The sequence below is a fragment of the Sphingomonas faeni genome (genome assembly GCF_040407565.1).
Classification (GTDB): domain Bacteria; phylum Pseudomonadota; class Alphaproteobacteria; order Sphingomonadales; family Sphingomonadaceae; genus Sphingomonas; species Sphingomonas faeni_F.
In genome coordinates, this window is the sequence record NZ_JAPZPR010000005.1 from 301,024 (window position 1) to 326,012 (window position 24,989).

The following is a 24,989-nucleotide window of genomic DNA, read 5'->3' on the forward strand; positions in this document are numbered from 1 at the left end:
GTCGATCCTGTCTCCGCGACGGTGCGGATGGTACTCAGAACAACGCCCGTGCGGCCGCCATCGTCCACGCGCCGAGCACGGGGATGAGGAGATAGCCGGCTGGTGACACGAACACCGCGGCGATGGCGATCAGGCCACCCTCGACCTTGCTCTCCATCGGCGCGAACGCGGGTGCCGGATCGTCGAAGTACATCGTCTTCACGACACGCAGATAGTAATACGCGCCGATCACCGAGGCGGCGATGCCGACCACCGCCAGCGGGAACAGACCGGCGTCGACCGCTGCGCTGAACACCGCGAACTTTGCGTAGAAGCCGAACAGCGGCGGGATGCCGGCGAGGCTGAACATGAAGATAGCGAGTGCCGCGGCGAGTGCAGGCCGCGTCCGCGACATGCCGGCGAGGCTATCGATCGTCTCGACCGGCTGCCCGTCGTCACCGCGCATCTGCAACACGACCAGGAACGAACCCAGCGTCATCGCGACGTAGATCGTCAGGTACATCAGCACGCCCGACACGCCTTCAGGCGTTCCAGCCGCAAGACCGATCAGCGCGAATCCGACATTGTTGATCGACGAATAGGCGAGCAGCCGCTTGATGTTGGTCTGGCCGATCGCCGCAACCGCACCGAGGATGATCGAGGCGAGTGCCGCGAAGATTACGATCTGGCGCCACTGGTCCGTCGCCGGGCCCATCGCATCGACCGCCACGCGGACGCTGAGCGCTAGCGCCGCGACCTTCGGGGCGGACGCGAAGAACGCGGTCACCGGGGTGGGCGCGCCCTCGTACACGTCGGGGGTCCACATGTGGAACGGCACGGCGCTGATCTTGAACGCGAGGCCTGCGAACACGAACACGAGACCGAACAGCAGGCCGAGCGACTTGGTGCCCGCATAGGCTTCCGAGATGCCCGAGAACAACGTCGTGCCGCTGAACCCGTAGACCAGCGAAATGCCGTACAACAGGATGCCGCTGGCAAGCGCGCCGAGCACGAAATACTTCAAGCCCGCTTCCGCCGAACGCCCGTCGCGCCGCATGAAGCTGGCGAGGACATAGGCCGCAAGGCTCTGGAGCTCGAGACCGACATACAGCGTCAGCATGTCGGTGGCCGAAACCATGATTCCCATGCCGCAGGCCGACAGCAGGATCAGCACCGGATATTCCGGACGCAGATCGTCGCCGTGCGTGCGCGCGAAGAAGCTCGGCGCCATCACGATCGCGACCGCCGAGGCGATGTAGATCAGCACCTTGGCGAACGCACCGAACGCGTCTGCACGGTACAGGCCGTCGAACGCATAGCCGCCCGACGACGCCGGACCGACCAATGCGATCCCTGCCCCGACCAGCACGAACACGGCGGCGATCGAGACGGCCCGCGTGGACTTGTCCCCGCCCCAGGCCGAGACGAGCATCAGGGCGATCGCACCCAACGCCAGCACCAGTTCGGGCAGCGTCATTGCGATGTTAGCGGCGTAATCCATCAGTGTGCCTCCCCGTGCGCGGCACTATGGACGGTTGCGGCGGGCTTCCCCGCAGTTGGGTTTGAATCGCTGGCTGGCTTGGCGCGGTCGACGCGGGCGAGAAGCACGCCCACGTCCTTGCGCATCGGTGCCAGGAAGCTCTCGGGATACACGCCCATCCACAGCACGACGGCGGCGATCGGTGCGAGCAGCCACATCTCACGGCCCGACAGGTCGACCATCGCGCGGACGTCGTCCGACTTGATCTCGCCGAACACGACGCGACGGTACAGGAACAGCATGTATGCGGCGCCAAGGATGATGCTCGTCGTGCAGAGCAGCGCGGTCCAGGTCGAGACCTGATACGTGCCCATCAGCGACAGGAACTCGGCGACGAAGCCGCTGGTGCCCGGGAGCCCGATCGATGCCATCGTGAAGAACAGGAAGAAGATCGCGTATTTCGGCATGTTGATCGCGAGGCCGCCATAGCGCGAGATCTCGCGGGTATGGAGCTGGTCGTAGATCACACCGACGCACAGGAACAACGCGCCCGATACTAGGCCGTGGCTCAGCATCATGATCATCGCGCCCTCGATGCCCTGCCGGTTGAAGGCAAACAGCCCGATCGTGACGATCGCCATGTGCGCGACCGACGAATAGGCGATCAGTTTCTTCATGTCCGACTGCACGAGCGCGACGAGCGACGTGTAGATCACTGCGACCGCCGACAGGCCGAAGATCAGCCAGGTCAACTGGCCCGAGGCTTCGGGGAACATCGGCAGCAGGAAGCGCAGGAAGCCGTAACCGCCGAGCTTCAGCAGCACGCCCGCCAGGATCACCGAGCCTGCGGTCGGCGCCTGGACGTGCGCGTCGGGCAACCAGGTGTGGACCGGCCACATCGGCATCTTGACCGCGAACGATGCGAAGAACGCCAGCCACAGCCATGTCTGCACATGCGCCGGGAAGTCGTAGTTCATCAGCGCCGGGATGCTGGTCGTGCCCGCGGTCTTCGCCATGTACAGCATCGCGATGAACATCAGGACCGAGCCGAGCAGCGTGTACAGGAAGAACTTGTACGACGCGTAGATCCGGTTCGCACCGCCCCAGATGCCGATGATCAGGTACATCGGGATAAGGCCGGCTTCGAAGAACACGTAGAACAGGAACAGGTCCTGCGCCGCGAACGTGCCGATCATCAGCACTTCGGTGAACAGGAACGCCGCCATGTATTCGGGCACGCGCGTCGTGATCGAGCGCCAGCTGGCGCCGATGCAGATCGGCATCAGGAACACGCTGAGCATGATCAGCATCAGCGCGAAGCCGTCGATGCCGAGCGACCAGCCGAACGGGCCGAAGATGCCGGGGGCATGCTCGACGAACTGCCACTGCGCGCCGCCGATGTCGTAGTTCATCCACAGCATGATGCCGAGAACGAAGTCGATCAGCGTTGCCGCGAGCGCCAGCGTCCGCGCCGTGTTCGCCGAGACGAACAGGCACACGACGGCCGCGATCATCGGGACCGCGATCAGGACGGAGAGGATAGGAAAGCCGGTCATTACAGTCCGATCGCCCAGGTTACGGCTGCGGTCAGCCCGATCAGCATGACGAAGGCATAGGTGTAGAGGTATCCCGTCTGGAAGCGGTTGGCCACGCGGCTGCCGATCTGGACGACCCAGGTCGCGCCGTCGGGCCCGAACCGGTTGATCGTCTTCTCGTCACCGCGATGCCATAGGAAGCGGCCGATCGCGAACGCCGGGCGAACGAAGATCAGGTCGTACAGCTCATCGAAATACCACTTATGCAGCAGGAAGTCGTAGAGCACGCCGAACTGTTCGACGACCTTGGCCGGGAAATTCGGTGCCTTGATATAGGCGTACCAGGCGGTCAGCAGGCCGAGCAGCATCGCGATCGTCGCCGACAGCTTGATCAGCAACGGCACGCCGTGCATCTCGTGCATCAGATGTTCGCGGAACGCGAGTGCGCCCTTCCAGAACTCTTCACCTGCGGTCGGCTCGATGAAGAAACCGTGGAACACGAAGCCGGCAAGCACCGCACCGATCGACAGGACGATCAGCGGGATCAGCATCGGCAGCGGGCTCTCGTGCGGGTGATACCCACCATCGCCCTCGGCCGGCGCATGCGCTGCGTCGTGATGACCGTGCGGCGCGTGCCCTGCGTCCTCGGCCTGCGCCGGGTTCGCATGGTGATCGTCGACATGATGTGCGTCATGCGCGTGGTCGTCGTGGCCGTGTGCGTCATGGAGCGCATGCTGGATATGCTCCGATGCGGCCCAGCGCGGCTTGCCCCAGAAGGTCAGGAACATCACGCGCCACGAATAGAAGCTGGTCAGCAACGCGACGAGCACGCCGACGAACCACACGCCCGGCTGGCCCGCAGCCCAGCTCGCCTCGATGATCGCATCCTTCGAATGGAAGCCTGCAAAGCCGATCGCGGTGTTGCCGAAGATGCCGGGGATGCCGACGCCGGTGATTGCGAGCGTACCCGCCATCATCGCCCAGAACGTCACCGGGATCTTCTTACGCAGGCCGCCATAATAGCGCATGTCCTGCTCGTGGTGCATCGCATGGATGACCGAGCCGGCGCCGAGGAACAGCAGCGCCTTGAAAAACGCGTGCGTGAAGAGGTGGAACATCGCCGCGCCGTACGCGCCGACACCCGCCGCGAAGAACATGTAGCCGAGCTGCGAACAGGTCGAATACGCGATCACGCGCTTGATGTCGGTCTGGACGAGGCCGCAGGTGGCCGCAAACAAACAGGTCGCGGCACCGACCGAGGTGACCACGGTCAGCGCGACCGGGCTCATCTCGAACATCGGCGACAGGCGACACACCATGAAGACGCCGGCCGTAACCATCGTCGCCGCGTGGATCAGCGCCGACACCGGGGTCGGGCCCTCCATCGCGTCCGGCAACCAGGTGTGCAGGCCGAGCTGCGCCGACTTGCCCATCGCACCGACGAACAGCAGCAGACAGAGCACCGTCATCGTGTCGAGCCGGTAGCCGAGGAAACCAAGCGTCGAGCCCGCCATGCCGGGCGCTGCGGCTAGGATCTCGGGGATCGAGACCGTGCCGAACACGAGGAACGTGCCGAAGATGCCGAGCATGAAACCAAGATCGCCGACGCGGTTGACGACGAACGCCTTGATTGCGGCGGCGCTGGCGGACGGCTTGCGGAACCAGAACCCGATCAGGAGGTAGGATGCGAGACCCACGCCTTCCCAGCCGAAGAACATCTGGACCAGGTTGTTCGCGGTCACGAGCATCAGCATCGCGAAGGTGAACAGCGACAGATACGCGAAGAAGCGCGGCTGGTCGGGATCCTCGTCCATATAGCCCCAGCTATACAGATGGACGAGCGCCGAGACCGACGTGACGACCACCAGCATCACCGCGGTCAGCGCGTCAACGCGCAGCGACCACGCGACATTCATGTCGCCGGAGTGGATGAAGTCGAGCAGCGGCGCGACGGTGGCCGTGCTGGTGCCCGACAGGAAACCGATGAAGATCGGCCAGGACAACAGGCACGACGCGAACAGCGCAGCCGTGGTGACGAGTTTCGCCGGCACGTTGCCGATCGCGCGATTGCCGAACCCGGCAACGATCGCGGCCAGTAACGGCAGGAAGACGATAAGCTGGATCAACCGTATTACCCCTTCATCCGGTTGACGTCGTCGACCGCGATGGTGCCGCGACCGCGGAAATAGATCACGAGAATGGCGAGGCCGATCGCGGCTTCACCCGCGGCGACCGTCAGCACGAACATAGCGAACACTTGTCCAACGAGATCGTGGAGGAACGCCGAGAACGCGACGAGATTGATGTTCACCGCCAGCAGGATCAGCTCGATCGCCATCAGGATGACGATGAGGTTCTTGCGGTTCAGGAAGATGCCGAGCACCCCCATCGTGAACAGGATCGCCGCGACGACCAGATAATGGACGAGACCGATCGTCACAGTTCGACTCCCTGCCCGACGACCGGGCTCGTGTTGCGCGTGGCGTCCTGCGGACGACGCGCGTTCTGGCGGCTGATGTTCTGCGCCTTGACGCCGCCACGCTGGCGGTGGGTCAGCACGATCGCCCCGATCATCGCGACCAGCAGCACCAGGCCGGCACCCTCGAACACGAACAGATAGCGCGTGTAGAGCAGGTTACCGATCGCCTGGATGTTGGGCACGGTGTCGTCGATTGGTGCTGCGCGACGCGCGAGCTGGATCGGACCCGTGCTCCACGCGCCGATCGCGATCATCACCTCGGCGGCGAGTGCGACGGCGAGTGCGAGGCCGATCCCGAAATACCGAGCGACGCCTGCGCGAAGCTCGGTGAAGTCGATGTCGAGCATCATGACCACGAACAGGAACAGCACCGCGACCGCACCCACATAGACGATGACGAGCAGCATCGCGATGAACTCGGCGCCTACCAGGATCATGAGACCCGCCGCGTTGAAGAACGCGAGAATCAGCCACATCACCGAATGGACCGGGTTGCGCGACGCGATCGTCAGCGCGCCCGACAGGACGACGACGAAGGCGAAGAGGTAGAAGGCTAAGGCCTGAATCACGATTGCGGCCCCTTAAACGCCCACGAGAAGAATGAGCGCGCCATTAACGGTACGGCGCATCGGCGGCAAGGTTCGCCGCGATCGCGCTTTCCCAACGGTCGCCATTATCGAGCAGCTTCGACTTGTCGTAGATCAGCTCTTCGCGCGTTTCGGTCGCGAACTCGTAGTTCGGCCCCTCGACGATCGCATCGACCGGGCACGCCTCGGCACACAGGACGCAATAGATGCACTTGGTCATGTCGATGTCGTAGCGCGTGGTGCGGCGCGAACCGTCGTCACGCGGCTCGGCTTCGATCGTGATCGCCTGCGCGGGGCACACCGCCTCGCACAGCTTGCACGCGATGCACCGCTCTTCACCGTTCGGATAGCGACGCAGCGCATGCTCGCCACGGAACCGCGGCGACACCGGATTGCGCTCGTACGGATAGTTTATCGTCGCCTTTTCCTTGAAGAAATAGCGAAGCGTCAACGCGTGCGCCTTCACGAATTCCCACAGAGTAAACGACTTGATGATCTGAGCGACGCTCATGAACCCACTCCAACGCGCGTCAGCATGAGATAGCCCGACACGAGGAAAACCCAGAACAGCGAGACGGGGAGGAAGACCTTCCAGCCGAGCCGCATCAGCTGATCGTAGCGATAGCGCGGCACGGTCGCCTTCACCCAGCTGAACAGGAAGAAGAAAAACAGGATCTTAGCGAACAGCCAGATGATCCCCGGCACGTAGTATAGCGGCGCCCAGTCGACCGGTGGCAGCCACCCGCCCCAGAACAGCGTCGCGTTCAGCGCGCACATCAGCAGCACGTTGGCGTACTCGCCGAGCCAGAACAACGCGAACGACATCGACGAATATTCGGTCTGGTACCCGGCGACGAGCTCGCTCTCCGCCTCGGTCAGATCGAACGGTGCGCGCTGCGTCTCGGCCAGCGACGAGATGAAGAACATCACCGCCATCGGGAACATCAGCGGGTTCAGTATGTACCCGTTGAAGAACCAGACGTGCGACTTCTGCGCCATCACGATCGCCGACAGGTTGAAGCTGCCGGTCCACAACACGACCGAAATCAGGATGAAGCCGATCGCCACTTCATACGACACCATCTGCGCGGCCGCACGAAGCGCCGAGTAGAACGGGTATTTCGAGTTCGACGCCCAACCCGACAGGATGATCCCGTACACGCCGAGCGACGACGCCGCGAGCACGTAGAGCAAGCCGACGTTGATGTCGGCAAGCACGACGCCGACGCCGAACGGCACCACCGCCCAGACGATCAGTGCGACCGTGAAGGTGATGATCGGTGCCAGCAGGAACAGCGTCCGGTTGGCGGCTGCGGGGACGATCGTCTCCTGCAGGAACACCTTCAGGCCATCGGCAAAGCTCTGGAGCAGGCCGAACGGACCGACGACGTTGGGACCACGCCGGAGCGCCATCGCCGCCCAGATTTTACGGTCGGCATAGATGATCATCGCCACCGCCAGCATCAGCGGCAAGGCAATCACGAGGATGTCGATGATCGTCGCGAGGAAGAACGCCCAGTCGTAACCGAGCGAGGATTCGAACCAGGAGATCATTCGGCTGCCTCCGCGTAATCTTCCCCGTGGAGAAGTTCGGCCGAGCAGCGCTGCATCGTCGGCGACGCGCGGCAGATCGCGTTGGTCAGATAGAAGTCCTTGATCGGATAGCCGGCGAGGACACCCTCACCTGCGCTATTGAGCGAAGGCGGATTCCACTCGAACGTCGCGAGCGCCTGATGACGCAGCGCAGGCACGTCCGCATACATTTCCTCGCGCAGACCCTCGAAGCTGTCGAATGGCAGCGTGTGGCCGAGCGTATCGGACAGCGCCCGGAAGATCGACCAGTCGTCACGCGCATCGCCCGGTGCGAAGACCGCGCGCTCGCCGCGCTGGACACGGCCCTCGAGATTGACCCACGTGCCCGACTTCTCGGCATAGGTGACACCCGGCAGGATGACGTCGGCAGCCGCCGCACCCTTGTCGCCGTGATGCCCCACGAACACCTTAAAGCCGGCGAACTTAGCATAATCGACCTCGTCCGCGCCGAGGAAGAAGCCGAGCTTCGCCCCCATCACGTCGGCGATGCCGCCCTTCTGCGCATAGCCGAGCATCAGCCCGCCCATCCGCGACGCTGCCATATGGACGACATTGAAGCCGTTCCAGTCCGCCTTCACGAGCCCGAGCGTGTCGACGAGCTTGAGCGCAGCCGCATGGCCGCCCTTCAGCGCGCCGCCACCGACGATCACCATCGGACGCTCAGCCTTGCCGAACGCCTCGGTAACCGCCTCGGGCAGAGCGCCAAGCAGCGCCAGATCGTCGCCGAGCCACTCGACCTTGTACGTCAGGTCCGTCTCCGGCCCGATCGCAAAGACCTTCGCGCCCTTCTTGATAGCTTTCCGCACCCGCGTGTTCACCAGCGGCGCTTCCCAGCGCAGGTTGGTGCCCACCAGCAGGATCGCATCGGCGCGCTCGGTGCCGGCGATCGTCGTGTTGAAATTGACCGCGGCGATGCTCGTCGCATCATAGTCCATGCCGGTCTGACGGCCTTCGAGCAGGCTCGAACCCATCTTTGCGAGCAGCGCCTTAGCGGCGTACATCGTCTCGCAATCGACCAGATCGCCAGCGACGGCCGCAACGCTCGACCCGGCGTCGACAGCCTTGATCGCTGCGAAGGCCTCGTCCCACGTCGCGGGAACCAGCTTGCCGTTCACGCGGACATAGGGCCTGTCGAGACGACGGCGTACGAGGCCGTCGATCGCGTGGCGCGTCTTGTCGGTCGCCCACTCCTCGTTCACGTCCTCGTTGATCCGCGGCACGCAGCGCAGCACCTGACGACCACGGCTGTCCAGCCGGATGTTGGTGCCGACCGCGTCCATCACGTCGATCGTCAGCGTCTTGCGCAATTCCCAAGGACGCGCCTCGAACGCATACGGCTTCGACGTCAGCGCACCGACCGGGCACAGATCGACGACGTTGCCGGAGAGCTCGCTCTTGACCGCATTCTCGAGATACGAGGTGATCTGCATATCCTCGCCGCGGAAGATCGCACCGATCTCCTCGACGCCGGACACTTCCTCGGCGAACCGGATGCAGCGCGTGCACTGGATGCAGCGGGTCATGACCGTCTTGACGATCGGGCCCATATACTTCTCGGTGACCGCGCGCTTGTTCTCGTCGTAGCGCGAATGGCCGCGGCCATACGCAACCGACTGGTCCTGAAGATCGCACTCGCCGCCCTGATCGCAGATCGGGCAGTCCAGCGGATGGTTGATCAGCAGGAATTCCATGATGCCCTCGCGGGCATTCTTGACCATCGGCGAATTGGTGAAGATCTCCTGCTTGTCCGCAGCCGGCAGCGCGCACGACGCCTGCGGCTTGGGCGGACCCGGCTTCACCTCGACCAGGCACATCCGGCAATTGCCGGCGATGCTCAACCGCTCATGATAACAGAAACGCGGGATCTCCTTGCCGGCAAGCTCGCACGCCTGCAGCACGGTGGCGCCCTGCGGCACCTCGATCTCTACGCCATCGACTTTGACTAAAGGCATTACTCTGCGGCTTCCATCATCGGCGCGGTGTCGCCACCGCGCTCACGGATTCGGCGCTCCATCTCGGGGCGGAAATGCTTGATCAGGCCCTGGATCGGCCATGCGGCTGCGTCACCGAGCGCGCAGATCGAGTGACCCTCGACCTGCTTGGTGACCTGCTGGAGCATGTCGATCTCGGACAGCTCGGCGTCGCCGGTGCGCATCCGCTCCATCACGCGCCACATCCAGCCGGTGCCCTCGCGGCACGGCGTGCACTGACCGCAGCTCTCGTGCTTGTAGAAGTACGAGATACGACTGATCGCGCGGACGATGTCGGTCGACTTGTCCATGACGATGATCGCCGCGGTGCCGAGGCCCGAGCCGACCGCCTTCAGGCCGTCGAAGTCCATCGCGCAGTCCATGATCTGCGCGGCGGGCACGAGCGGCACCGAAGAGCCACCCGGGATCACCGCGAGCAGATTGTCCCAGCCGCCGCGGATACCGCCGCAATGCGTCTCGATCAGGTCGCGGAACGAGATGCTCATCTCCTCCTCGACGACGCACGGCTTGTTCACGTGGCCGGAGATCTGGAACAGCTTCGTGCCGCGGTTGTTCTCCGCGCCGAAGCTGGAGAACCACGCTGCGCCACGCCGAAGGATCGTCGGCGCAACCGCGATCGATTCGACGTTGTTGACCGTCGTCGGGCAGCCGTAAAGACCGGCGCCTGCCGGGAAAGGTGGCTTCAGCCGCGGCTGGCCCTTCTTGCCCTCGAGGCTCTCCAGCATCGCGGTCTCTTCGCCGCAGATGTAGGCGCCCGCACCACGATGCACGAACACGTCGAAGTCGTAGCCCGACCCGCATGCGTTCTTGCCGATAAAACCGCGGTCATAGGCCTCGGCGACGGCCGCAAACAGCGTCTCGGCCTCGCGGATATACTCGCCGCGGATGTAGATGTACGCGGCGCGCGCGCGCATCGCGAACCCGGCGATCAGCGCGCCTTCGATCAGCTTGTGCGGATCGTGGCGAATGATCTCGCGATCCTTGCAGCTGCCCGGCTCGGATTCATCGGCGTTGATGACAAGGAAGTTCGGCCGGTCCGGCTTTGGCTCCTTCGGCATGAACGACCATTTGGTGCCGGTCGGGAAGCCCGCACCGCCACGGCCACGCAGACCAGACGCCTTCATCACGTCGATGATCGCGTCCTGGCCGAGCGCCATCAGGTCCTTGGTGTTGTCCCAATCACCGCGCATGATCGCTGCGTCGATGTTCCACGGCTGGAAACCGTAGACGTTGGTAAAGATGCGATCCTTGTCGGCGAGCATCAGGCCCACTCCCCCCGGTAATCGTGGTTCGCGTCGACCATCGCCTTGAGCGAGGTCGGGCCGCCTTCGGGGCAGCTCGCGCGACGACCAAATTGCGGCCCCGGTGTCGGGTGCCCGCCATTGGCCAGCGCCTCGAGGATCTCGGTCGTCTTATCGTAATCGAGATCTTCGAAGTTATCGTCGTTGATCTGCACCATCGGCGCGTTCGCGCACGTGCCCAAACACTCGACCTCGGTCAGCGTGAACATGCCGTCCGGCGTCGTGGCACCCTTGACCAGCCCGCGGTTCTTGCAGGCGGCCAGAACGTCGTCCGACCCACGCAGCATGCACGGCGTCGTACCGCAGACCTGGACGTGGAAGCGACCGACCGGCGCGAGATTGAACATCGTGTAGAAGGTCACGACCTCATACACGCGCATGTACGGCACGCTGATCTGACGCGCGACGAACTCGATCACCGGCACCGGCAACCAGCCCTGCGTCTGCGTTTCAGCACCAACCTGGCGCTGTGCCAGATCGAGCAACGGGATCGACGCCGACTGCTCGCGACCCTTGGGATAACGCCCGAGGATCTCGTTCGCCTTCACTTGGTTCTCGTCCGTCCACGTGAACGAACCCCAGCGTGCGCGGGTCTCGGCCTCGTCGGGAATTTTTGGTGCTTCAGCCATCAGCCGTGATCCGTAAGTTCTAGGCGGCGTTCGATCCGCTCGACCCGATCGGACATCCGATCGAGCCGGGAATTGACGCCGGAAATCGCGATGATAGAACTGCCGAGATGCTCCTCGACCATCGTCATCCGCGTCTTGAGATCGCGGACGTCGAATTTCATCTCGGACATATCGCCCTGCATCTTCTGCAGAACCGAATAGATCAGTTCGTTGGTCACTGCGCCGTTCTGTGCAGCGGTCATCGGTCGCACTCGCCGAACACGATATCCATCGCACCGAGGATCGCGGTCGTATCCGCCAGCATGTGGCCCTTCGCCATAAAGTCCATGGCTTGCAGATGCGAGAACGCGGTCGGGCGGATCTTGCAGCGGTACGGCTTGTTCGAGCCATCGGCGACCAGATACACGCCGAACTCGCCCTTGGGGCTTTCGGTCGCGACATAGACGTCGCCAGCGGGCACGTGGAAGCCTTCGGTATAGAGCTTGAAGTGATGGATCAGCGCTTCCATCGACTGCTTCATCTCGCCACGCTTCGGCGGCACGACCTTGCGATCGAGCGACGCGATCGGCCCCTCGGGCATGTCGCGCAGACACTGCTTCATGATTCGCGCGGACTGACGCACTTCCTCGACGCGCACCATGAACCGGTCATAACAATCGCCGCGCGTGCCCACCGGCACGTCGAAGTCCATCTTGGCGTACACGTCATAAGGCTGCGACTTGCGCAGATCCCAGGCGATGCCCGAGCCGCGGATCATCGGGCCCGAAAAGCCCCACTTGATCGCGTCGTCGCGGCTGACCACGGCGATGTCGACGTTGCGCTGCTTGAAGATGCGGTTGTCCGCGACGAGCGAGATCGCATCCTCGAACAGCCGCGGCAGGCGCGTGTCGAGCCAGTCGCCGATGTCGGCGAGCAGCTTCAACGGCGCGTCCTGATGCACGCCACCGGGACGGAAATAGTTCGAATGCATGCGCGCGCCCGATACGCGTTCGAAAAAGTTCATGCAGTCTTCGCGAATCTCGAACAGCCACAGGTTCGGCGTCATCGCACCGACGTCCATGACGTGGCTACCGAGGTTGAGCATGTGGTTCGAGATGCGCGTCAGTTCGGCGAAGAACACCCGCAGATACTGCGCGCGCTCGGGCACTTCGAGATCGAGCAGCTTCTCGACCGCCAGCACCCAGCTATGCTCCATGCACAGCGGCGAGCAGTAATCGAGACGATCGAAATACGGCAGCGCCTGCGTGTAGGTCTTGTACTCGATCAGCTTCTCGGTGCCGCGGTGGAGCAGGCCGACATGCGGATCGACGCGCTCGACGATCTCGCCGTCGAGTTCCATGACAAGACGGAGCACGCCGTGCGCGGCCGGATGCTGCGGACCGAAATTGATCGTGTAGCTCTGGATCGTGACGTCGCCGGTCGTGGGATCGGCTGCGTCGGCTTCACCCAGAAGCTCTTCGACATACAGACTCACTGGTTCTGTCCTCCACCCTTGGTCGGAACCACGTCGGGGTTGGCAGGCTTCGGCGTCGCATCGGACCCCGACTTGCCGGCGCCCGTTTGCGCGGTCGACTCGGTGCTCTTGGGTTCGGTCGGCGCCTGGGTCGGCGACTGCGCCGCGTCCGCCTTGACGATCGTGTCAGCCTTGAGCGGCGTCGGCGCACCCTTAGCCTCGGGCAACGCGCCCTTCTCGTCACCCGGGAGCACGTAGTTCGCGCCCTCCCACGGGCTCATGAAATCGAACGTGCGGAAATCCTGCGCAAGCTGCACCGGCTCGTATACCACGCGCTTCGACTCTTCCGAATAGCGCAGCTCGACATACCCGGTCAGCGGGAAGTCCTTGCGCTGCGGATGGCCGCGAAAACCATAGTCGGTCAGGATACGGCGCAGGTCCGGATTGCCGCTGAACAGCACGCCGTACATGTCGTACACTTCGCGCTCGAGCCAGCCGGCGACCGGCCAGATGTCGGTCACCGACGGCACCGGCTTTTCCTCGTCGGTCGCGACATGGACACGCAAACGGTGGTTCCGCGTCAGCGACAGCATGCAATAGACGACCTCGAACCGCTCAGGCCGATCCGGATAGTCGACGCCTGCGATCTCCATGAGTTGCTGATAGGCAAGCCCCGGCGTATCGCGCAGCGCGATCATCGCGTCGTACAGGTCTTCGCGACGAACGTGCAGCGCGACTTCGCCGACATGGTCGACCGCGTCGAGCAGCATGCCGCCGAGCGCCGCCCGGGCGCTGTCGATCACGCCGTCGTTCGACGTGTATGCTGGTGCGGGAGCCCTCAACGCTCGATGCTCCCGGACCGCCGGATCTTCCGCTGCAACTGCATGATGCCGTACAGCAGCGCCTCGGCCGTCGGCGGGCACCCGGGGACGTAGATATCCACCGGCACGATGCGGTCGCAGCCACGCACGACGCTGTAGCTGTAGTGATAATAGCCGCCGCCGTTCGCGCACGATCCCATCGAGATCACGTACTTCGGCTCCGACATCTGGTCGTAGACCTTGCGGAGTGCCGGGGCCATCTTGTTGCAGAGCGTACCAGCGACGATCATCACGTCCGACTGGCGCGGCGACGCGCGCGGTGCGGCACCGAAGCGCTCGAGATCATAGCGCGGCATGTTGACGTGGATCATCTCGACCGCACAGCACGCAAGCCCGAACGTCATCCACCACAGCGAGCCGGTGCGGGCCCACTGGAACAGCTCCTCGGTCGACGTGACGAGGAAACCCTTGTCCGTCAGCTCACCGTTCAATCCGTCGAAAAAGCCCTGGTCGGGTGGCACCAGCGAGCTGGGCGAACCGGGTGCGGGCTGAAGCTCTACTCCCAATCGAGTGCTCCCTTCTTCCATGCGTAGACGAGGCCAAGGGCCAATTCGCCGATAAAGATCATCATCGAAATCCACGCGGTCCAGCCGAGCGTGAAGACCGAGACGGCCCAGGGATACAGGAACGCGGCCTCGAGATCGAAGATAATGAAGAGGATGGCGATCAGGTAGAAGCGCACGTCGAACTGGCTGCGCGGATCTTCGAATGCGGGGAAGCCGCACTCGTATTCGCTCAGCTTCTCGGGCGTAGGCTTGTGCGATCCGGTGAGGCGCGAGACGGCCATCGGCAGGAACACGAACGTGCTCGACAATGCGATGGCGATCCCGAGGAACAGGAGGATCGGAAGATAGTGCGACAGGTCGACCAAATTGCTTCTCGCAAGTGCGAACGGAACGGGGCCGCTTTAGGCCGATGGGGGGTGATGGGCAAGGCGTGGAGGGTGTGAGAATCACTCGCAAGTGGAGGGACGGGGTGACATGAAACATGCGTTACTCGGCCTGCACGAGCGTTGGCGCTCGATGACACCGTTGGTGGCCGATCACGTCATTGATACCGATCCGCCATGCTGAACGTGTTCGGCGCGCCCCCGTAAGCAAGGATGACGCCGCTTTCGAACGACATCTCCCTCTTCCTTGTTCTCCCGCGAAGGCGGGAGCCCAGTCTGGGTCCCCGCCTCCGCGGGGAAACAAGCTAACTTCGGCTCTAGGGGATACACCGAGTAGCCCCGAGGTCCCCCGGCACCGCAAACAAACGACGAAAGATGTATTGCGCGAGTGGATGCCGGAACAAGCCGGCATGACGGACTGCGCGCTGACGCCCAACCTCACGATCCTCCCCCGCCAGGGGGAGGTGTCGCCGAAGGTGACGGAGGGGGAGGACGCGGAACGGCAGGTTTCCCTTACCCCCCCTCCGTCCGGCAAGTGCCAGCCACCTCCCCCTTGCGGGGGAGGATCGTGAATTGACCTCAGCGCAGCGCGCCGGCCACGAGCTTATGCAGCCGCGAATGCAGCGCGTCGTTGGCCGCCAGGAACTCGTTACGCTCCATCGCACGATCGCCACCGCGGAAGTCGGTGACGAAACCGCCGGCTTCCTTCACCAGCAACATGCCCGCAGCAACATCCCAAGGCTTCAGGTTCGACTCCCAGAAGCCATCGAACCGGCCAGCCGCAAGCCAAGCCAGATCGAGTGCCGCAGCACCCAAACGACGGATCCCCGCAACCTCAGGTGCAACCGCGCCGAAAATCCGGCTCCACTGCGCGAAGTCGCCATGCCCAAGGAACGGAATTCCCGTCGCAATCAGCGATTCGGATAGATCGCGCCGCGACGATACGCGCAGACGCTGGTCGGTGAGCCACGCCCCCCGCCCCTTCTCCGCCCAAAAGCTCTCGTCGGTCAGCGGCTGATACACCAGCGCGGTGGTAACCTCGCGCTTGCCGTTCGGCATCGGCTCCTCGACCGCGATCGAGATGCAGAAATGCGGGATGCCGTGGAGGAAGTTCGACGTCCCATCCAGTGGATCGACGATGAACCGCGGCTTGTTGGGGTCACCCTCGACCTCGCCGCGCTCCTCCATCAGCATGCCCCAGTCGGGACGCGCGTGCGAAAGTTCTTCGAAGATCGTCTGCTCGGCGCGCTGGTCGGCCTGGCTGACGAAATCGGCCGGACCCTTGCGGCTCACCTGGAGCTGCTGGACCTCGTTGAAGTCGCGACGCAGGCGCGGCGCGGCCTTGCGGGCGGCGCGCTCGATGACGGTCATGATGCCGGAATGGCTGGGCATTAAAAATCTCCTCCCCTCCCGCTTGCGGGAGGGGTCGGGGGAGGGCTTGAACCGATACGCGAAGCTGGAAGAAGGCCCTCCCCTAACCCCTCCCGCAAGCGGAAAGGGAATTTAGTCCGCGCGACGCACGTAGGTCTGCTCGTAAACATCGACCACGATCCGCGTGCCCGCGCCGATATGCGGTGGCACCATCACGCGGACGCCGTTCTCGAGCACGGCAGGCTTGTAGCTCGACGAGGCGGTCTGCCCCTTCACGACGGCATCCGCCTCGACGATCAGCGCCTCGATCGTGTCCGGCAGCTGGACCGAGATCGGCCGCTCTTCCCAGAGCTCCATCACCACGTCCATGCCGTCCTGCAGGAACGCTGCGGCGTCGCCCAGGATGTCGGCATCAAGCGAGATCTGCTCGTAATTGATCTTGTCCATGAAGGTGAGCATGTCGCCCTCGCGGAACAGGAACTGGAAGTCGACGGTCTCGAGCCGCACCTTCTCGACGCTCTCGGCGGAGCGGAAGCGCACGTTGTTCTTGCGGCCATCGATGAGGTTCTTCATCTCGACCTGCATATAGGCACCGCCCTTGCCGGGCTGGGTGTGCTGAATCTTGACGGCGCGCCAGATGCCGCCCTCATATTCAAGAATGTTGCCGGGACGAATCTCGACCGCGTTGATCTTCATGACCGATTCCTGCTGGAAAGAGCTAGGGGCCGTCCGCGAAGCTCAGACCTGAGGCCTGGCTCTGCGGAAACCCGAAGCGGCGGGCTTTAGCGGGACGACCGGGTTCCGGCAAGCAGCGGGTACGGGTTCACGTTCTCGCCCTGATACCAGCGCTCGCTCGGCTGCATCTTCGTCATCCCGAAATGCAGATGGTAATTGCCCGCCCCCGCATCGCCGGTATCGCCGACATAGCCCAGAGTATCGCCCGCCTTGACCACCATCCCCTCGCGGATGCCGGCCGCGTACCCGGCAAGGTGCGCGTAATAATAGGTCCAGCGACGGTCAGGGGAGCGGACATAGAGCGTGATTCCGCCAAGTCCGCTCTGGAACAGCTTCTCGATCCGTCCTGACGCCGCTGCGACGACGGGCGTGCCACCCGGTGCCATGATGTCCGTACCGTGGTGGCCGCGCAGCCCGCCGCCCCGTGCATCGTTCCAGCTGTCAGCGATCGCTTTCCGCGACACGCCAGCCACCGGGACGGCTAGCGCTCCCGGCGTGGCGGCAACGGTCGCGACCTCGGCGGACGGCGCCGCCTTCCGCCAGGGCACCCGCTTCACAATACCGTTACCGTCGCTGCCAAACGACATCATCGAGGCGAACCCGCCGACCACGACAACGATCAGCCCGAGAATGATCCAGAACGTCCGCGTCATCGCCTCAGGCCTGGAAGACCGCCTTGATCCCCGGCTTGATCATCATCGACAGCCGCGCCGCGTCCCAGTTGGTCAAACGAATGCAGCCATGGCTTTCCGCACGCCCGATCGTCTCGGGGTTCGGCGTGCCGTGGATACCGTAATGCTCCTTCGACAGGTCCATCCAGACCACCCCGACCGGACCGTTCGGACCCGGCGGCAGCATCTCCTTCTTCTGGCCCTTCTTCGCATCCCAAAAGAGCGCCGGGTTGAAGTGAAACTTCGGGTTGTAATCCGAGCCGTAGATCTTCCACGTGCCGAGCGGCAACGGATCGTGGCTCGAGCCCATCGTCGCGGAGAACTGCGCGATCAGCTTGTCGTTCGCATCGAGCACGCGCAGCACGCCGTCCGACTTGTCGACGACGATATGATCCGCCTGCGGCTGCTTCGCATCGACGTTGAGCATGGTGAGCGTCGCGATCCAGTCCGGCTTGAGCTTCGGATCATAGGCGCGCGACGTCGGCAACGCGTTGGGGAACACCACCTTGGTACCGGGCGTCAGCTTGGTCGTCGGCGAGTTCAACGCGACGATCACCGCCGGCGTCGTGTGGAACATCTCGCCGAGCTTCTCCATGACGTTCTTGTAGCCCAGCGACGGCAGTTCGGCCTGCTTGGCTGGGTCCTTCGGGAACGGATTGACGAACGGGCCGGCCAGCATCTCCGGCGTCAGCGCGACGGTCACGGTCGGCCGGGCAGCGCGGTACGGATACAGCGCCTGCAACGTCCGCGCATCGGGCTTGCCGGTGATCGGCAGGCCCTTTGCCTCCTGGAACCCCTTCAACGCGGCGACCAGCGACTGCCCGCCGCGACCATCCAGCACGCCCGGCCCGAAGCCGAGATGATCGAGAATCACCTGCACGTGAAGAACGTTGCGATCGATCGGGACCGGATTGGTCGGCACAGTCTGCGCTATCGCGGGAGATACAGCGCCCAGCAAGCATGCCGCAAGAACCGAAGTCTTCGTCGTAAATGCCTTCATGCCCGTCATCCCAAACCGTTACGCTCGTGCATCAAACGGTCGGGATGACCGTTGTTTCCAACGGTTCAGCGCGATCTCAGCGTGGGGCAAGAACCTCGCCGAACGCCTTGATCGCAGCAACCTCATCGCCACCCCAAACCGCACCTGATACCGCGATGAAGTCGGCACCGGCGGCCACCAACGGCGCGGCATTCTCCGGTGTGATCCCGCCGATCGCGACGCAGGGCATCTCGAACAGCGTCGACCACCACGACAGGATCACCGGCTCGGCCATATGCTCGACCGACTTGGTCGTCGTCGGATAGAACGCCCCGAATGCCACGTAATCGGCCCCCGCCTCGCCCGCTTCCATCGCAAGATGACGACTGCCGTGACAGCTCACGCCGATCTGCGCATTGGGCCCGAGCTGCGCCCGCGCTTCACGCGGATCGCCGTCGTCCTGCCCGAGATGCACGCCGTCGGCGTCGAGCCGCTTGGCGAGCCCGATATCGTCGTTGACGATGAACGCGACGTCGCGCTCGGCACAGATCGCCCGCAACGGCTCGCCCAGCGCGGCCGCCGTGTGCTGGTCGATATCCTTCACGCGGAACTGGAATGCAGCCACCGGTCCGGCATCGAGCGCCCGAGCGAGACGCTCCGGAAAGTCGCCACCCACGTCCAGCGGCGACACCAGATACAACTGGCAAGCCGGCCGACGCATGTCGCGACGGAAATTCTCGGCGAAATTGGGATCGAGCGGGCCCAGCGGATCTTCGAATTCGGTCATGTACGCGGCCCTAGCCGGTTCAGTGCCGCAGCGAAACCGGCTGGATCATCGAGCCGGTGTGCAATCGTCGCAATCCGCCGCCGACCGACTGCAATCGGCGCAGTCAGATCGACCACCACGTTGGGATACGCGATCAACGCCAGGTTCAGCACATCGCGCTGCTTCAACGCCGCTGCGTCACAAGACGATCGCAGTCCGCGTATCAGATCGGTCGGAACGCTGACCGAGCGCAACCGCCCGACACGCATGAGCAGACGGTCTGCATCGAGCAGCACCGGCATGCCGCGGAACGACCGCACGATCATCACGAGCCAGACGATCCCGACCACCGTCACGATCGCAACGACGGCCGCGACCCGTGGCCACCAATGCGCCAACAACAAATGGAAGACCACGAGCTCGATGCTCGACAGCCCAATCAGCACCCAGATCACCGGGGCGATCGCCTTATGATAGGAGAACGCCCCGATCACAGTGGCTTACTCTTCGTTTTTGTAGATCCGGATGATCCGGTCGAGCATCGCCAGCGCTTCCTCGCGCGGACGCTGGAACGTGTTGCGGCCGATGATCGAGCCGTTGCCGCCACCGTCGCGGATGTCTCGCGCGTCCTGGAAGATCGCGTCCTCGCCCTTCGACGCGCCGCCCGAGAAGACGTTGATGCGACGCCCGGCAAAGCTCGACTGGACGACGTGCTTCACGCGGTCCGACTGCTTCGACCAGTCGGTGTTGGCGTACAGCGGCTTGGCTTCCTTCTGCTCGATATGCGCGGTCGGCAGCTTGGTCTTGATGATGTGCGCGCCGAGCAGCGCCGCGATGTGTGCGGCATAGGCGCCGACGTCGAGCGCGAGCTCGCCGTCCTTGGTCAGCTCGCCGCCGCGCGGGTACGACCAGATCACCGTCGCGATGCCGACCGACTTTGCCTCTTCGCTCAGCTCGCGGATTTCCTCGACGAGGTCGAAGAACTGGTCCGCGCCCGGATAGATCGTGAAGCCGATCGCCGCCGACCCGAGCCGTACCGCGTCCGACACGGTCGCCGTCACCGCCTGGTCGATCGTCGTCGCCCAGCTGTTCGAGCTGTTGCACTTCAGGATCGTCGGGATCTGGCCGGCAAACGTATCCGCCCCGGCTTCGAGCATCCCAAGCGGTGCGGCATAGGCGCTGAGCCCGGCATCGATCGCGAGCTGGTAATGGTAATGCGGGTCGTACGCCGCCGGATTGACCGAGAAGCTGCGCGCCGGGCCATGCTCGAAGCCCTGGTCGACCGGCAGGATCACGAGCTTGCCGGTGCCGCCAAGCTTACCCTGCATCAGGATGCGCGCGAGGTTTGCCTTCACCGCCGAACTGGTGGCCTCGTATTTGTCGAGGATGGTTTTGACTTGCGGGGTGATAGTCGAGGTCATGCTGAAATCCTGTTTTAAAGTTCGAGCCAGCGGCGCAGCGCGTCGTCGACCCGGGTCATGGTGGTGATGGGTATCGTACCGATAATCTTGACGATATTGTTGCGGTCGAGCGTATCGACCTTGTCGACCTGGATCTCGCTGTCGCGAAATAGTCCGGTTTCCGCCGATGCCTCGAGCGACACGCGAAACAGGTTCGTCCCGCTAATGACGCTGGTCAGCGGGCACAGAGAAATCGTCGCGTGATCTGCAAAAAGGTCTGATTGGACGACAAGAAAGGGGCGCGGCTTGCCAGAGAAATCGCCCTTGCCCGCTCCGATGACGATCATACCGCGGACGAATTTCATGCAGGGGGCGCCCCGATGAGTGCGTCCCAATCCTCTTCACCTGCATGCCTATCGTGATCAGCCGCCGCGAGCGACTGACGCCGTGCCTCCGCCAGGAAAGCCTCGTCGTGGCGCTCGACATAGCGTCGCACGGCTTCGCGGGCGATATCGCTCTTGCTGCGTCCTTGGGTGCGCGCAACCGCCGCGAGTCGCTCTTCGAGTTCGCTATCGAGTCTGACGCCGAGCATCCGAGTCTCCGTTTAACGTGTTAAACATAGCTCGGATGCACACGTATTTCAACCGTGGAGCGGCGCGACCCCGGGAAGCGTCTTGCCTTCCATCCATTCCAGGAACGCGCCGCCTGCCGTCGAGACGAACGTGAACGCGTCCGCGACGCCAGCGTGATTGAGCGCCGCAACCGTATCGCCACCGCCGGCGACCGTGACGAGCGATCCGCCTTCGGTGAGTGCCGCAGCGGTCTTGGCGAGCGCGACGGTCGCCTTGTCGAACGGCGGCGTCTCGAACGCGCCGAGCGGACCGTTCCAAACCAGCGTGCGGCAGTTCTTCAGCACGTCGCCAAGCGACTCGACCGCCGCAGGACCAACGTCGAGGATCATCTCGTCAGCCGCGACTTCGTGGACGTTGACAGTGCGGGTGGCGGGGTTCGGCTTGAACTCTTTAGCGACCACGACGTCATACGGCAGGTGAACCGTGCAGTTCGCCTTGTCCGCAGCTTCCATGATCTGTTCGCAAACGCTCGCAAGCTCATGCTCGCAAAGACTTTTGCCTACATCGACACCGCGTGCCGCGAGGAAGGTATTCGCCATGCCGCCGCCGATGATCAGATGATCGACCTTGGTGACGAGATGGCGCAGCACGTCGAGCTTCGACGACACCTTCGCGCCGCCGACGACGGCCGCAACCGGGTGCTCGGGCGCGCCGAGCGCCTTCTGGAGCGCGTCGAGTTCGGCTTCCATCGCGCGGCCGGCAAAGGCGGGTAGGACGTGCGCGAGCCCCTCGGTCGAGGCGTGCGCGCGGTGCGCGGCGGAGAAGGCATCGTTGACATACAGGTCGCCAAGGCTCGCGAAACGCTTGACCACCGCTTCGTCGTTGGTCTCTTCACCACCGAAGAAGCGCGTGTTCTCAAGCACCGCGATGTCACCGGGCTCCAGCGTCGCGACGGCGTCATCCGCCCCTTCCCAGTCGATGTAGCGGACTTCGCGCCCGAGCACTTCACTGTACGGCTTAACGACCTGCGACAGCGAGAACTCCGGGCTCGGCACGCCCTTGGGACGACCGAAATGCGCGAGGACGAGGACGATCGCGCCCTTGTCGGCAAGCTCGCCTACGGTCGCGACGGTCGCGCGCAGGCGGGTGTCGTCGGTCACATGCCCCTCTGCCATCGGCACGTTGAGGTCTTCGCGGACGAGCACGCGCTTGCCCTGGATGTCGCCCATATCATCGAGCGTCTTGAATGGCTTGGTCATGGTTCTTCGATCCTGATCTCATCACCGACGGCAATTTTGCCGCCCATCAAAACTCGGGTACAGGCCCCGCCCCGCCAGTCGGGCGTCAGCGCGGCGAACAATCCTGGCGCCAAGGCCTCCATGCGTTCGCACGGATCGGTGTGGCGCGTCACCTCCAGCACGACGTCCGCGCCGATGCGCAGACGGGTGCCGGGTATCTGCGGTAGGTCGAAGCCGTCAACGAGCAGGTTCGCGCGGCGTTCATACCATGGGATATCCTGGCCCACCTCGGCCATCGCCGCGGCCCAGTCGCCGTGTTCCAGCAACGTGACCTGGCGCCGCCCCTTGCCGCCCGGCTTCACATAGCCGCGAAAGTCGCCGTGCAGTCCCGCCTCGATGGTGATCTCGACATGGTCGATGACCTCCATCGGGGCTTTCGCACGGGCGTGGCGGGCTATGCCGGCGATGGTGCCGATCAACGGCCCATCCCAATGTCCGTCACCCCAGCGAAAGCTGGGGTCTCCTCGTTGGCGGGTGTCTCGACCCGAATGGGGAGATCCCAGCTTTCGCTGGGATGACGGTTTTGGTCGGACCGGAAGTTGTAGGAACGCAGCGTCCGTCTACCTTAGATGAACTTCGCCATCGCGGTGGCGGTATCGACCATGCGGTTCGAGAAGCCCCACTCGTTATCGTACCAGCTGACGACGCGAACCAGCTTGCCGTCGATCACCGCGGTCTCCAGGCTGTCGATCGTCGACGACGCCGGGGTATGCTGGAGATCGATCGACACGAGCGGCTCGTCCGACCAGTCGAGCACGCCGACCAGCGGGCCGCTCTCGGAGGCCGCCTTCAGCACCGCATTCACCTCTTCACGCGTCGTATCGCGCGACGGGGTGAAGGTCAGGTCGATCAGCGACACGTCCGGCACCGGCACGCGGATCGCCGAACCGTCGAGCTTGCCCTTCAGCTCCGGCAGCACTTCGGCAACCGCACGCGCGGCACCGGTCGTCGTCGGGATCATCGACATCGCCGCAGCACGCGCGCGACGCAGGTCCGGGTGGATCTGGTCGAGGATCTTCTGGTCGTTGGTGTAGGCGTGGACGGTCGTCATCAGGCCGCGCTCGATGCCGATCGCATCGTTCAGGACCTTGGCGACGGGCGCGAGGCAGTTGGTGGTGCACGACGCATTCGAGACGATCGTGTGCTCGGCGGTCAGCTTGTCGTGGTTGACGCCGTAAACGACGGTCAGGTCGACGTTCTTGCCCGGTGCCGAGATCAGCACCTTCTTGGCGCCTGCATCGAGATGCTTCTGGCAGCTTGCCTTGTCGGTGAAGAAGCCGGTGCACTCGAGGACGATGTCGACGCCCAGCTCGGCGTGCGGCAGGTTGGCCGGGTCACGCTCGGCAGTGACGCGGATGCGCTTGCCGTCGACGACCAGCTCGTTGCCTTCGGCCGAAACTTCGCCCGGATACTTGCCGTGGACGCTGTCGCGCTTGAACAGCCAGGCGTTCGACTTCGCATCGCCGAGATCGTTGATCGCGACGAGTTCGAGTGCGCCGTTCGACTGTTCGAGTACCGCACGGGCGACGAGACGGCCGATGCGCCCGAAACCGTTGATCGCAACCTTGACCGTCATTGCTGTCTCTCCGCTACGCCCGCGAGTCCGTTCCGGGCGCGCAGCCTTTGCGGGGCGGTGGGGCGCCCTGTCAACACCGTGGATGGTGTTGGGTTTCGCCTAAACCGACTTGTCGCACCCCCCGTCCATGCTATCTCGCATGGCATGTCAGAAACACTTCCCGACGGACCAACTGCCGTCGAACGGATCGACGCCGCGATCGCACGGATCGAATCCGCCATTGCAGCCCGCACCGAAGCCGGCGACGCGCTCGCCAAGCGCCACGCCGCCCTCAAGGCGCGGATGGCCGAAGCCGTCGCCGCGCTCGACGATGTCATCACGCGCGGGAGCCCCAACTGATGGCCCAGGTCATGCTCGATATCGGCGGTCGTCCGCACGCCGTCGCCTGCCGCGATGGCGAAGAATCCCGCGTCCGCTTGTTGGGCGCGATGGTCGCGGAACGCTGGGCGACCGCGGACCGCGCGGCCGGCGGTCTCAGCGCGGAGCGCGCGATGCTGTTCGTCGCGCTGATGCTCGCCGACGACCTCGACGAAGCCGCGCATCGCCCACCCGAAGGCTCGGCGGTCAGCGAGATCGCACTCACGCGGATCGCAGATCGTCTTGAAGGCCTCGCACAAGCCCTTGAGCTTAGCCCGCCCAACGCCTAGATTGGCTGTGGCGGGTTCTGCCCGGTACGAGCCTTTATTATCCCTGAGGCTATTCATCATCCATAGGGGGCTGTCCCTGTTAGGATCCTGGTCCGAAGCATATGGTCCCCACCTGACGTACCGTGCGTCAGTGGATAACCCGGCACACGGCCATGGTGGGCCCGCCACACCACCATT

At 64.0% G+C, this 24,989-nt stretch carries 29 protein-coding genes; 2 read left to right on the top strand and 27 right to left on the bottom strand.

The features are described 5' to 3' along the window. Positions 1 to 34 precede the first annotated feature (34 nt). The 27 genes from nuoN to gap form a co-directional block, all read right to left on the bottom strand. Positions 35 to 1,480, bottom strand: a complete 1,446-nt coding sequence (nuoN, locus tag O6Y00_RS12445) for an NADH-quinone oxidoreductase subunit NuoN (RefSeq protein WP_060524719.1) — start codon at positions 1,478 to 1,480, stop codon at positions 35 to 37. Beyond that, on the bottom strand, positions 1,480 to 3,015 hold the full coding sequence (locus O6Y00_RS12450; RefSeq protein WP_093397292.1) for an NADH-quinone oxidoreductase subunit M: 1,536 nt from the start codon (positions 3,013 to 3,015) through the stop codon (positions 1,480 to 1,482). Before O6Y00_RS12450 ends, nuoN begins: the two co-directional genes overlap by 1 nt. After that, positions 3,015 to 5,120: an NADH-quinone oxidoreductase subunit L gene (gene nuoL / locus O6Y00_RS12455; protein ID WP_353442929.1), complete on the bottom strand. Its 2,106-nt coding sequence runs from the start codon at positions 5,118 to 5,120 to the stop codon at positions 3,015 to 3,017. Before nuoL ends, O6Y00_RS12450 begins: the two co-directional genes overlap by 1 nt. Positions 5,121 to 5,125: 5 nt before the next feature. Next, the gene (gene nuoK / locus O6Y00_RS12460; RefSeq protein ID WP_082441002.1) at positions 5,126 to 5,434 is read right to left on the bottom strand and encodes an NADH-quinone oxidoreductase subunit NuoK; all 309 of its coding nucleotides are present in this window, start codon (positions 5,432 to 5,434) and stop codon (positions 5,126 to 5,128) included. After that, positions 5,431 to 6,042 carry an NADH-quinone oxidoreductase subunit J gene (locus O6Y00_RS12465; RefSeq protein WP_056048540.1) on the bottom strand — a complete coding sequence of 204 codons (612 nt, stop codon included), beginning with the start codon at positions 6,040 to 6,042 and terminating at the stop codon, positions 5,431 to 5,433. The genes nuoK and O6Y00_RS12465 overlap by 4 nt, the downstream gene beginning before the upstream one ends. A gap of 43 nt (positions 6,043 to 6,085) precedes the next feature. After that, the gene (nuoI, locus tag O6Y00_RS12470; RefSeq protein ID WP_353442930.1) at positions 6,086 to 6,571 is read right to left on the bottom strand and encodes an NADH-quinone oxidoreductase subunit NuoI; all 486 of its coding nucleotides are present in this window, start codon (positions 6,569 to 6,571) and stop codon (positions 6,086 to 6,088) included. Beyond that, a complete protein-coding gene (nuoH, locus tag O6Y00_RS12475; RefSeq protein WP_056058320.1) occupies positions 6,568 to 7,614 on the bottom strand; it encodes an NADH-quinone oxidoreductase subunit NuoH in 1,047 nt (348 codons plus the stop codon). The genes nuoI and nuoH overlap by 4 nt, the downstream gene beginning before the upstream one ends. After that, positions 7,611 to 9,605 (bottom strand): NADH-quinone oxidoreductase subunit NuoG, encoded by a 1,995-nt coding sequence (gene nuoG, locus O6Y00_RS12480; protein ID WP_353442931.1) that lies wholly within the window; start codon positions 9,603 to 9,605, stop codon positions 7,611 to 7,613. The genes nuoH and nuoG overlap by 4 nt, the downstream gene beginning before the upstream one ends. Beyond that, complete coding sequence (gene nuoF, locus O6Y00_RS12485) at positions 9,605 to 10,906, bottom strand: NADH-quinone oxidoreductase subunit NuoF (protein ID WP_056050371.1); 1,302 nt, start codon at positions 10,904 to 10,906, stop codon at positions 9,605 to 9,607. The genes nuoG and nuoF overlap by 1 nt, the downstream gene beginning before the upstream one ends. Then, positions 10,906 to 11,574, bottom strand: coding sequence for a complex I 24 kDa subunit family protein (locus tag O6Y00_RS12490; RefSeq protein WP_353442932.1), 669 nt, complete (start codon positions 11,572 to 11,574; stop codon positions 10,906 to 10,908). The genes nuoF and O6Y00_RS12490 overlap by 1 nt, the downstream gene beginning before the upstream one ends. Next, positions 11,574 to 11,816, bottom strand: coding sequence for a hypothetical protein (locus tag O6Y00_RS12495; protein WP_353442933.1), 243 nt, complete (start codon positions 11,814 to 11,816; stop codon positions 11,574 to 11,576). Before O6Y00_RS12495 ends, O6Y00_RS12490 begins: the two co-directional genes overlap by 1 nt. After that, the gene (locus O6Y00_RS12500; protein WP_435368626.1) at positions 11,813 to 13,024 is read right to left on the bottom strand and encodes an NADH-quinone oxidoreductase subunit D; all 1,212 of its coding nucleotides are present in this window, start codon (positions 13,022 to 13,024) and stop codon (positions 11,813 to 11,815) included. Before O6Y00_RS12500 ends, O6Y00_RS12495 begins: the two co-directional genes overlap by 4 nt. Positions 13,025 to 13,044: 20 nt before the next feature. Beyond that, entirely contained in the window at positions 13,045 to 13,869 is an 825-nt protein-coding gene (locus O6Y00_RS12505; RefSeq protein ID WP_353442935.1) for an NADH-quinone oxidoreductase subunit C, read from the bottom strand. Beyond that, positions 13,866 to 14,414 (bottom strand): NuoB/complex I 20 kDa subunit family protein, encoded by a 549-nt coding sequence (locus tag O6Y00_RS12510; RefSeq protein ID WP_056058310.1) that lies wholly within the window; start codon positions 14,412 to 14,414, stop codon positions 13,866 to 13,868. Before O6Y00_RS12510 ends, O6Y00_RS12505 begins: the two co-directional genes overlap by 4 nt. After that, positions 14,405 to 14,779: an NADH-quinone oxidoreductase subunit A gene (locus O6Y00_RS12515; RefSeq protein WP_056048518.1), complete on the bottom strand. Its 375-nt coding sequence runs from the start codon at positions 14,777 to 14,779 to the stop codon at positions 14,405 to 14,407. Before O6Y00_RS12515 ends, O6Y00_RS12510 begins: the two co-directional genes overlap by 10 nt. Positions 14,780 to 15,376: 597 nt before the next feature. Next, complete coding sequence (locus O6Y00_RS12520) at positions 15,377 to 16,189, bottom strand: inositol monophosphatase family protein (protein WP_056048515.1); 813 nt, start codon at positions 16,187 to 16,189, stop codon at positions 15,377 to 15,379. A gap of 111 nt (positions 16,190 to 16,300) precedes the next feature. Next, a complete protein-coding gene (efp, locus tag O6Y00_RS12525) occupies positions 16,301 to 16,864 on the bottom strand; it encodes an elongation factor P (protein WP_107954870.1) in 564 nt (187 codons plus the stop codon). An 86-nt stretch (positions 16,865 to 16,950) separates the two neighbouring features. After that, positions 16,951 to 17,556 carry a M23 family metallopeptidase gene (locus O6Y00_RS12530; RefSeq protein ID WP_353442936.1) on the bottom strand — a complete coding sequence of 202 codons (606 nt, stop codon included), beginning with the start codon at positions 17,554 to 17,556 and terminating at the stop codon, positions 16,951 to 16,953. A 4-nt stretch (positions 17,557 to 17,560) separates the two neighbouring features. Further along, positions 17,561 to 18,574, bottom strand: coding sequence for a L,D-transpeptidase family protein (locus O6Y00_RS12535; protein WP_353442937.1), 1,014 nt, complete (start codon positions 18,572 to 18,574; stop codon positions 17,561 to 17,563). A 76-nt stretch (positions 18,575 to 18,650) separates the two neighbouring features. Next, positions 18,651 to 19,340 (bottom strand): thiamine phosphate synthase, encoded by a 690-nt coding sequence (thiE, locus tag O6Y00_RS12540; RefSeq protein WP_353442938.1) that lies wholly within the window; start codon positions 19,338 to 19,340, stop codon positions 18,651 to 18,653. After that, positions 19,337 to 19,813 (bottom strand): hypothetical protein, encoded by a 477-nt coding sequence (locus tag O6Y00_RS12545; protein ID WP_353442939.1) that lies wholly within the window; start codon positions 19,811 to 19,813, stop codon positions 19,337 to 19,339. The genes thiE and O6Y00_RS12545 overlap by 4 nt, the downstream gene beginning before the upstream one ends. Before the next feature lie 6 nt (positions 19,814 to 19,819). After that, positions 19,820 to 20,740, bottom strand: a complete 921-nt coding sequence (locus O6Y00_RS12550; protein ID WP_353442940.1) for a class I fructose-bisphosphate aldolase — start codon at positions 20,738 to 20,740, stop codon at positions 19,820 to 19,822. A gap of 14 nt (positions 20,741 to 20,754) precedes the next feature. Beyond that, positions 20,755 to 21,084: a type II toxin-antitoxin system PemK/MazF family toxin gene (locus O6Y00_RS12555; RefSeq protein WP_353442941.1), complete on the bottom strand. Its 330-nt coding sequence runs from the start codon at positions 21,082 to 21,084 to the stop codon at positions 20,755 to 20,757. Then, positions 21,081 to 21,311, bottom strand: a complete 231-nt coding sequence (gene relB, locus O6Y00_RS12560; RefSeq protein WP_353442942.1) for a type II toxin-antitoxin system RelB family antitoxin — start codon at positions 21,309 to 21,311, stop codon at positions 21,081 to 21,083. The genes O6Y00_RS12555 and relB overlap by 4 nt, the downstream gene beginning before the upstream one ends. Positions 21,312 to 21,359: 48 nt before the next feature. Beyond that, positions 21,360 to 22,550: a phosphoglycerate kinase gene (locus tag O6Y00_RS12565; protein ID WP_353442943.1), complete on the bottom strand. Its 1,191-nt coding sequence runs from the start codon at positions 22,548 to 22,550 to the stop codon at positions 21,360 to 21,362. Then, the gene (locus O6Y00_RS12570) at positions 22,547 to 22,957 is read right to left on the bottom strand and encodes an MOSC domain-containing protein (protein ID WP_132740778.1); all 411 of its coding nucleotides are present in this window, start codon (positions 22,955 to 22,957) and stop codon (positions 22,547 to 22,549) included. The genes O6Y00_RS12565 and O6Y00_RS12570 overlap by 4 nt, the downstream gene beginning before the upstream one ends. Positions 22,958 to 23,154: 197 nt before the next feature. Beyond that, entirely contained in the window at positions 23,155 to 24,165 is a 1,011-nt protein-coding gene (gene gap / locus O6Y00_RS12575; RefSeq protein ID WP_056048489.1) for a type I glyceraldehyde-3-phosphate dehydrogenase, read from the bottom strand. 144 nt (positions 24,166 to 24,309) lie between these two features. Between gap and O6Y00_RS12580 the strand changes: the two genes are divergently transcribed. Both O6Y00_RS12580 and O6Y00_RS12585 read left to right on the top strand, forming a co-directional pair. After that, entirely contained in the window at positions 24,310 to 24,504 is a 195-nt protein-coding gene (locus O6Y00_RS12580) for a hypothetical protein (protein WP_181321090.1), read from the top strand. Then, positions 24,504 to 24,812: a cell division protein ZapA gene (locus tag O6Y00_RS12585; protein ID WP_056048487.1), complete on the top strand. Its 309-nt coding sequence runs from the start codon at positions 24,504 to 24,506 to the stop codon at positions 24,810 to 24,812. Before O6Y00_RS12580 ends, O6Y00_RS12585 begins: the two co-directional genes overlap by 1 nt. Positions 24,813 to 24,989 lie beyond the last annotated feature (177 nt).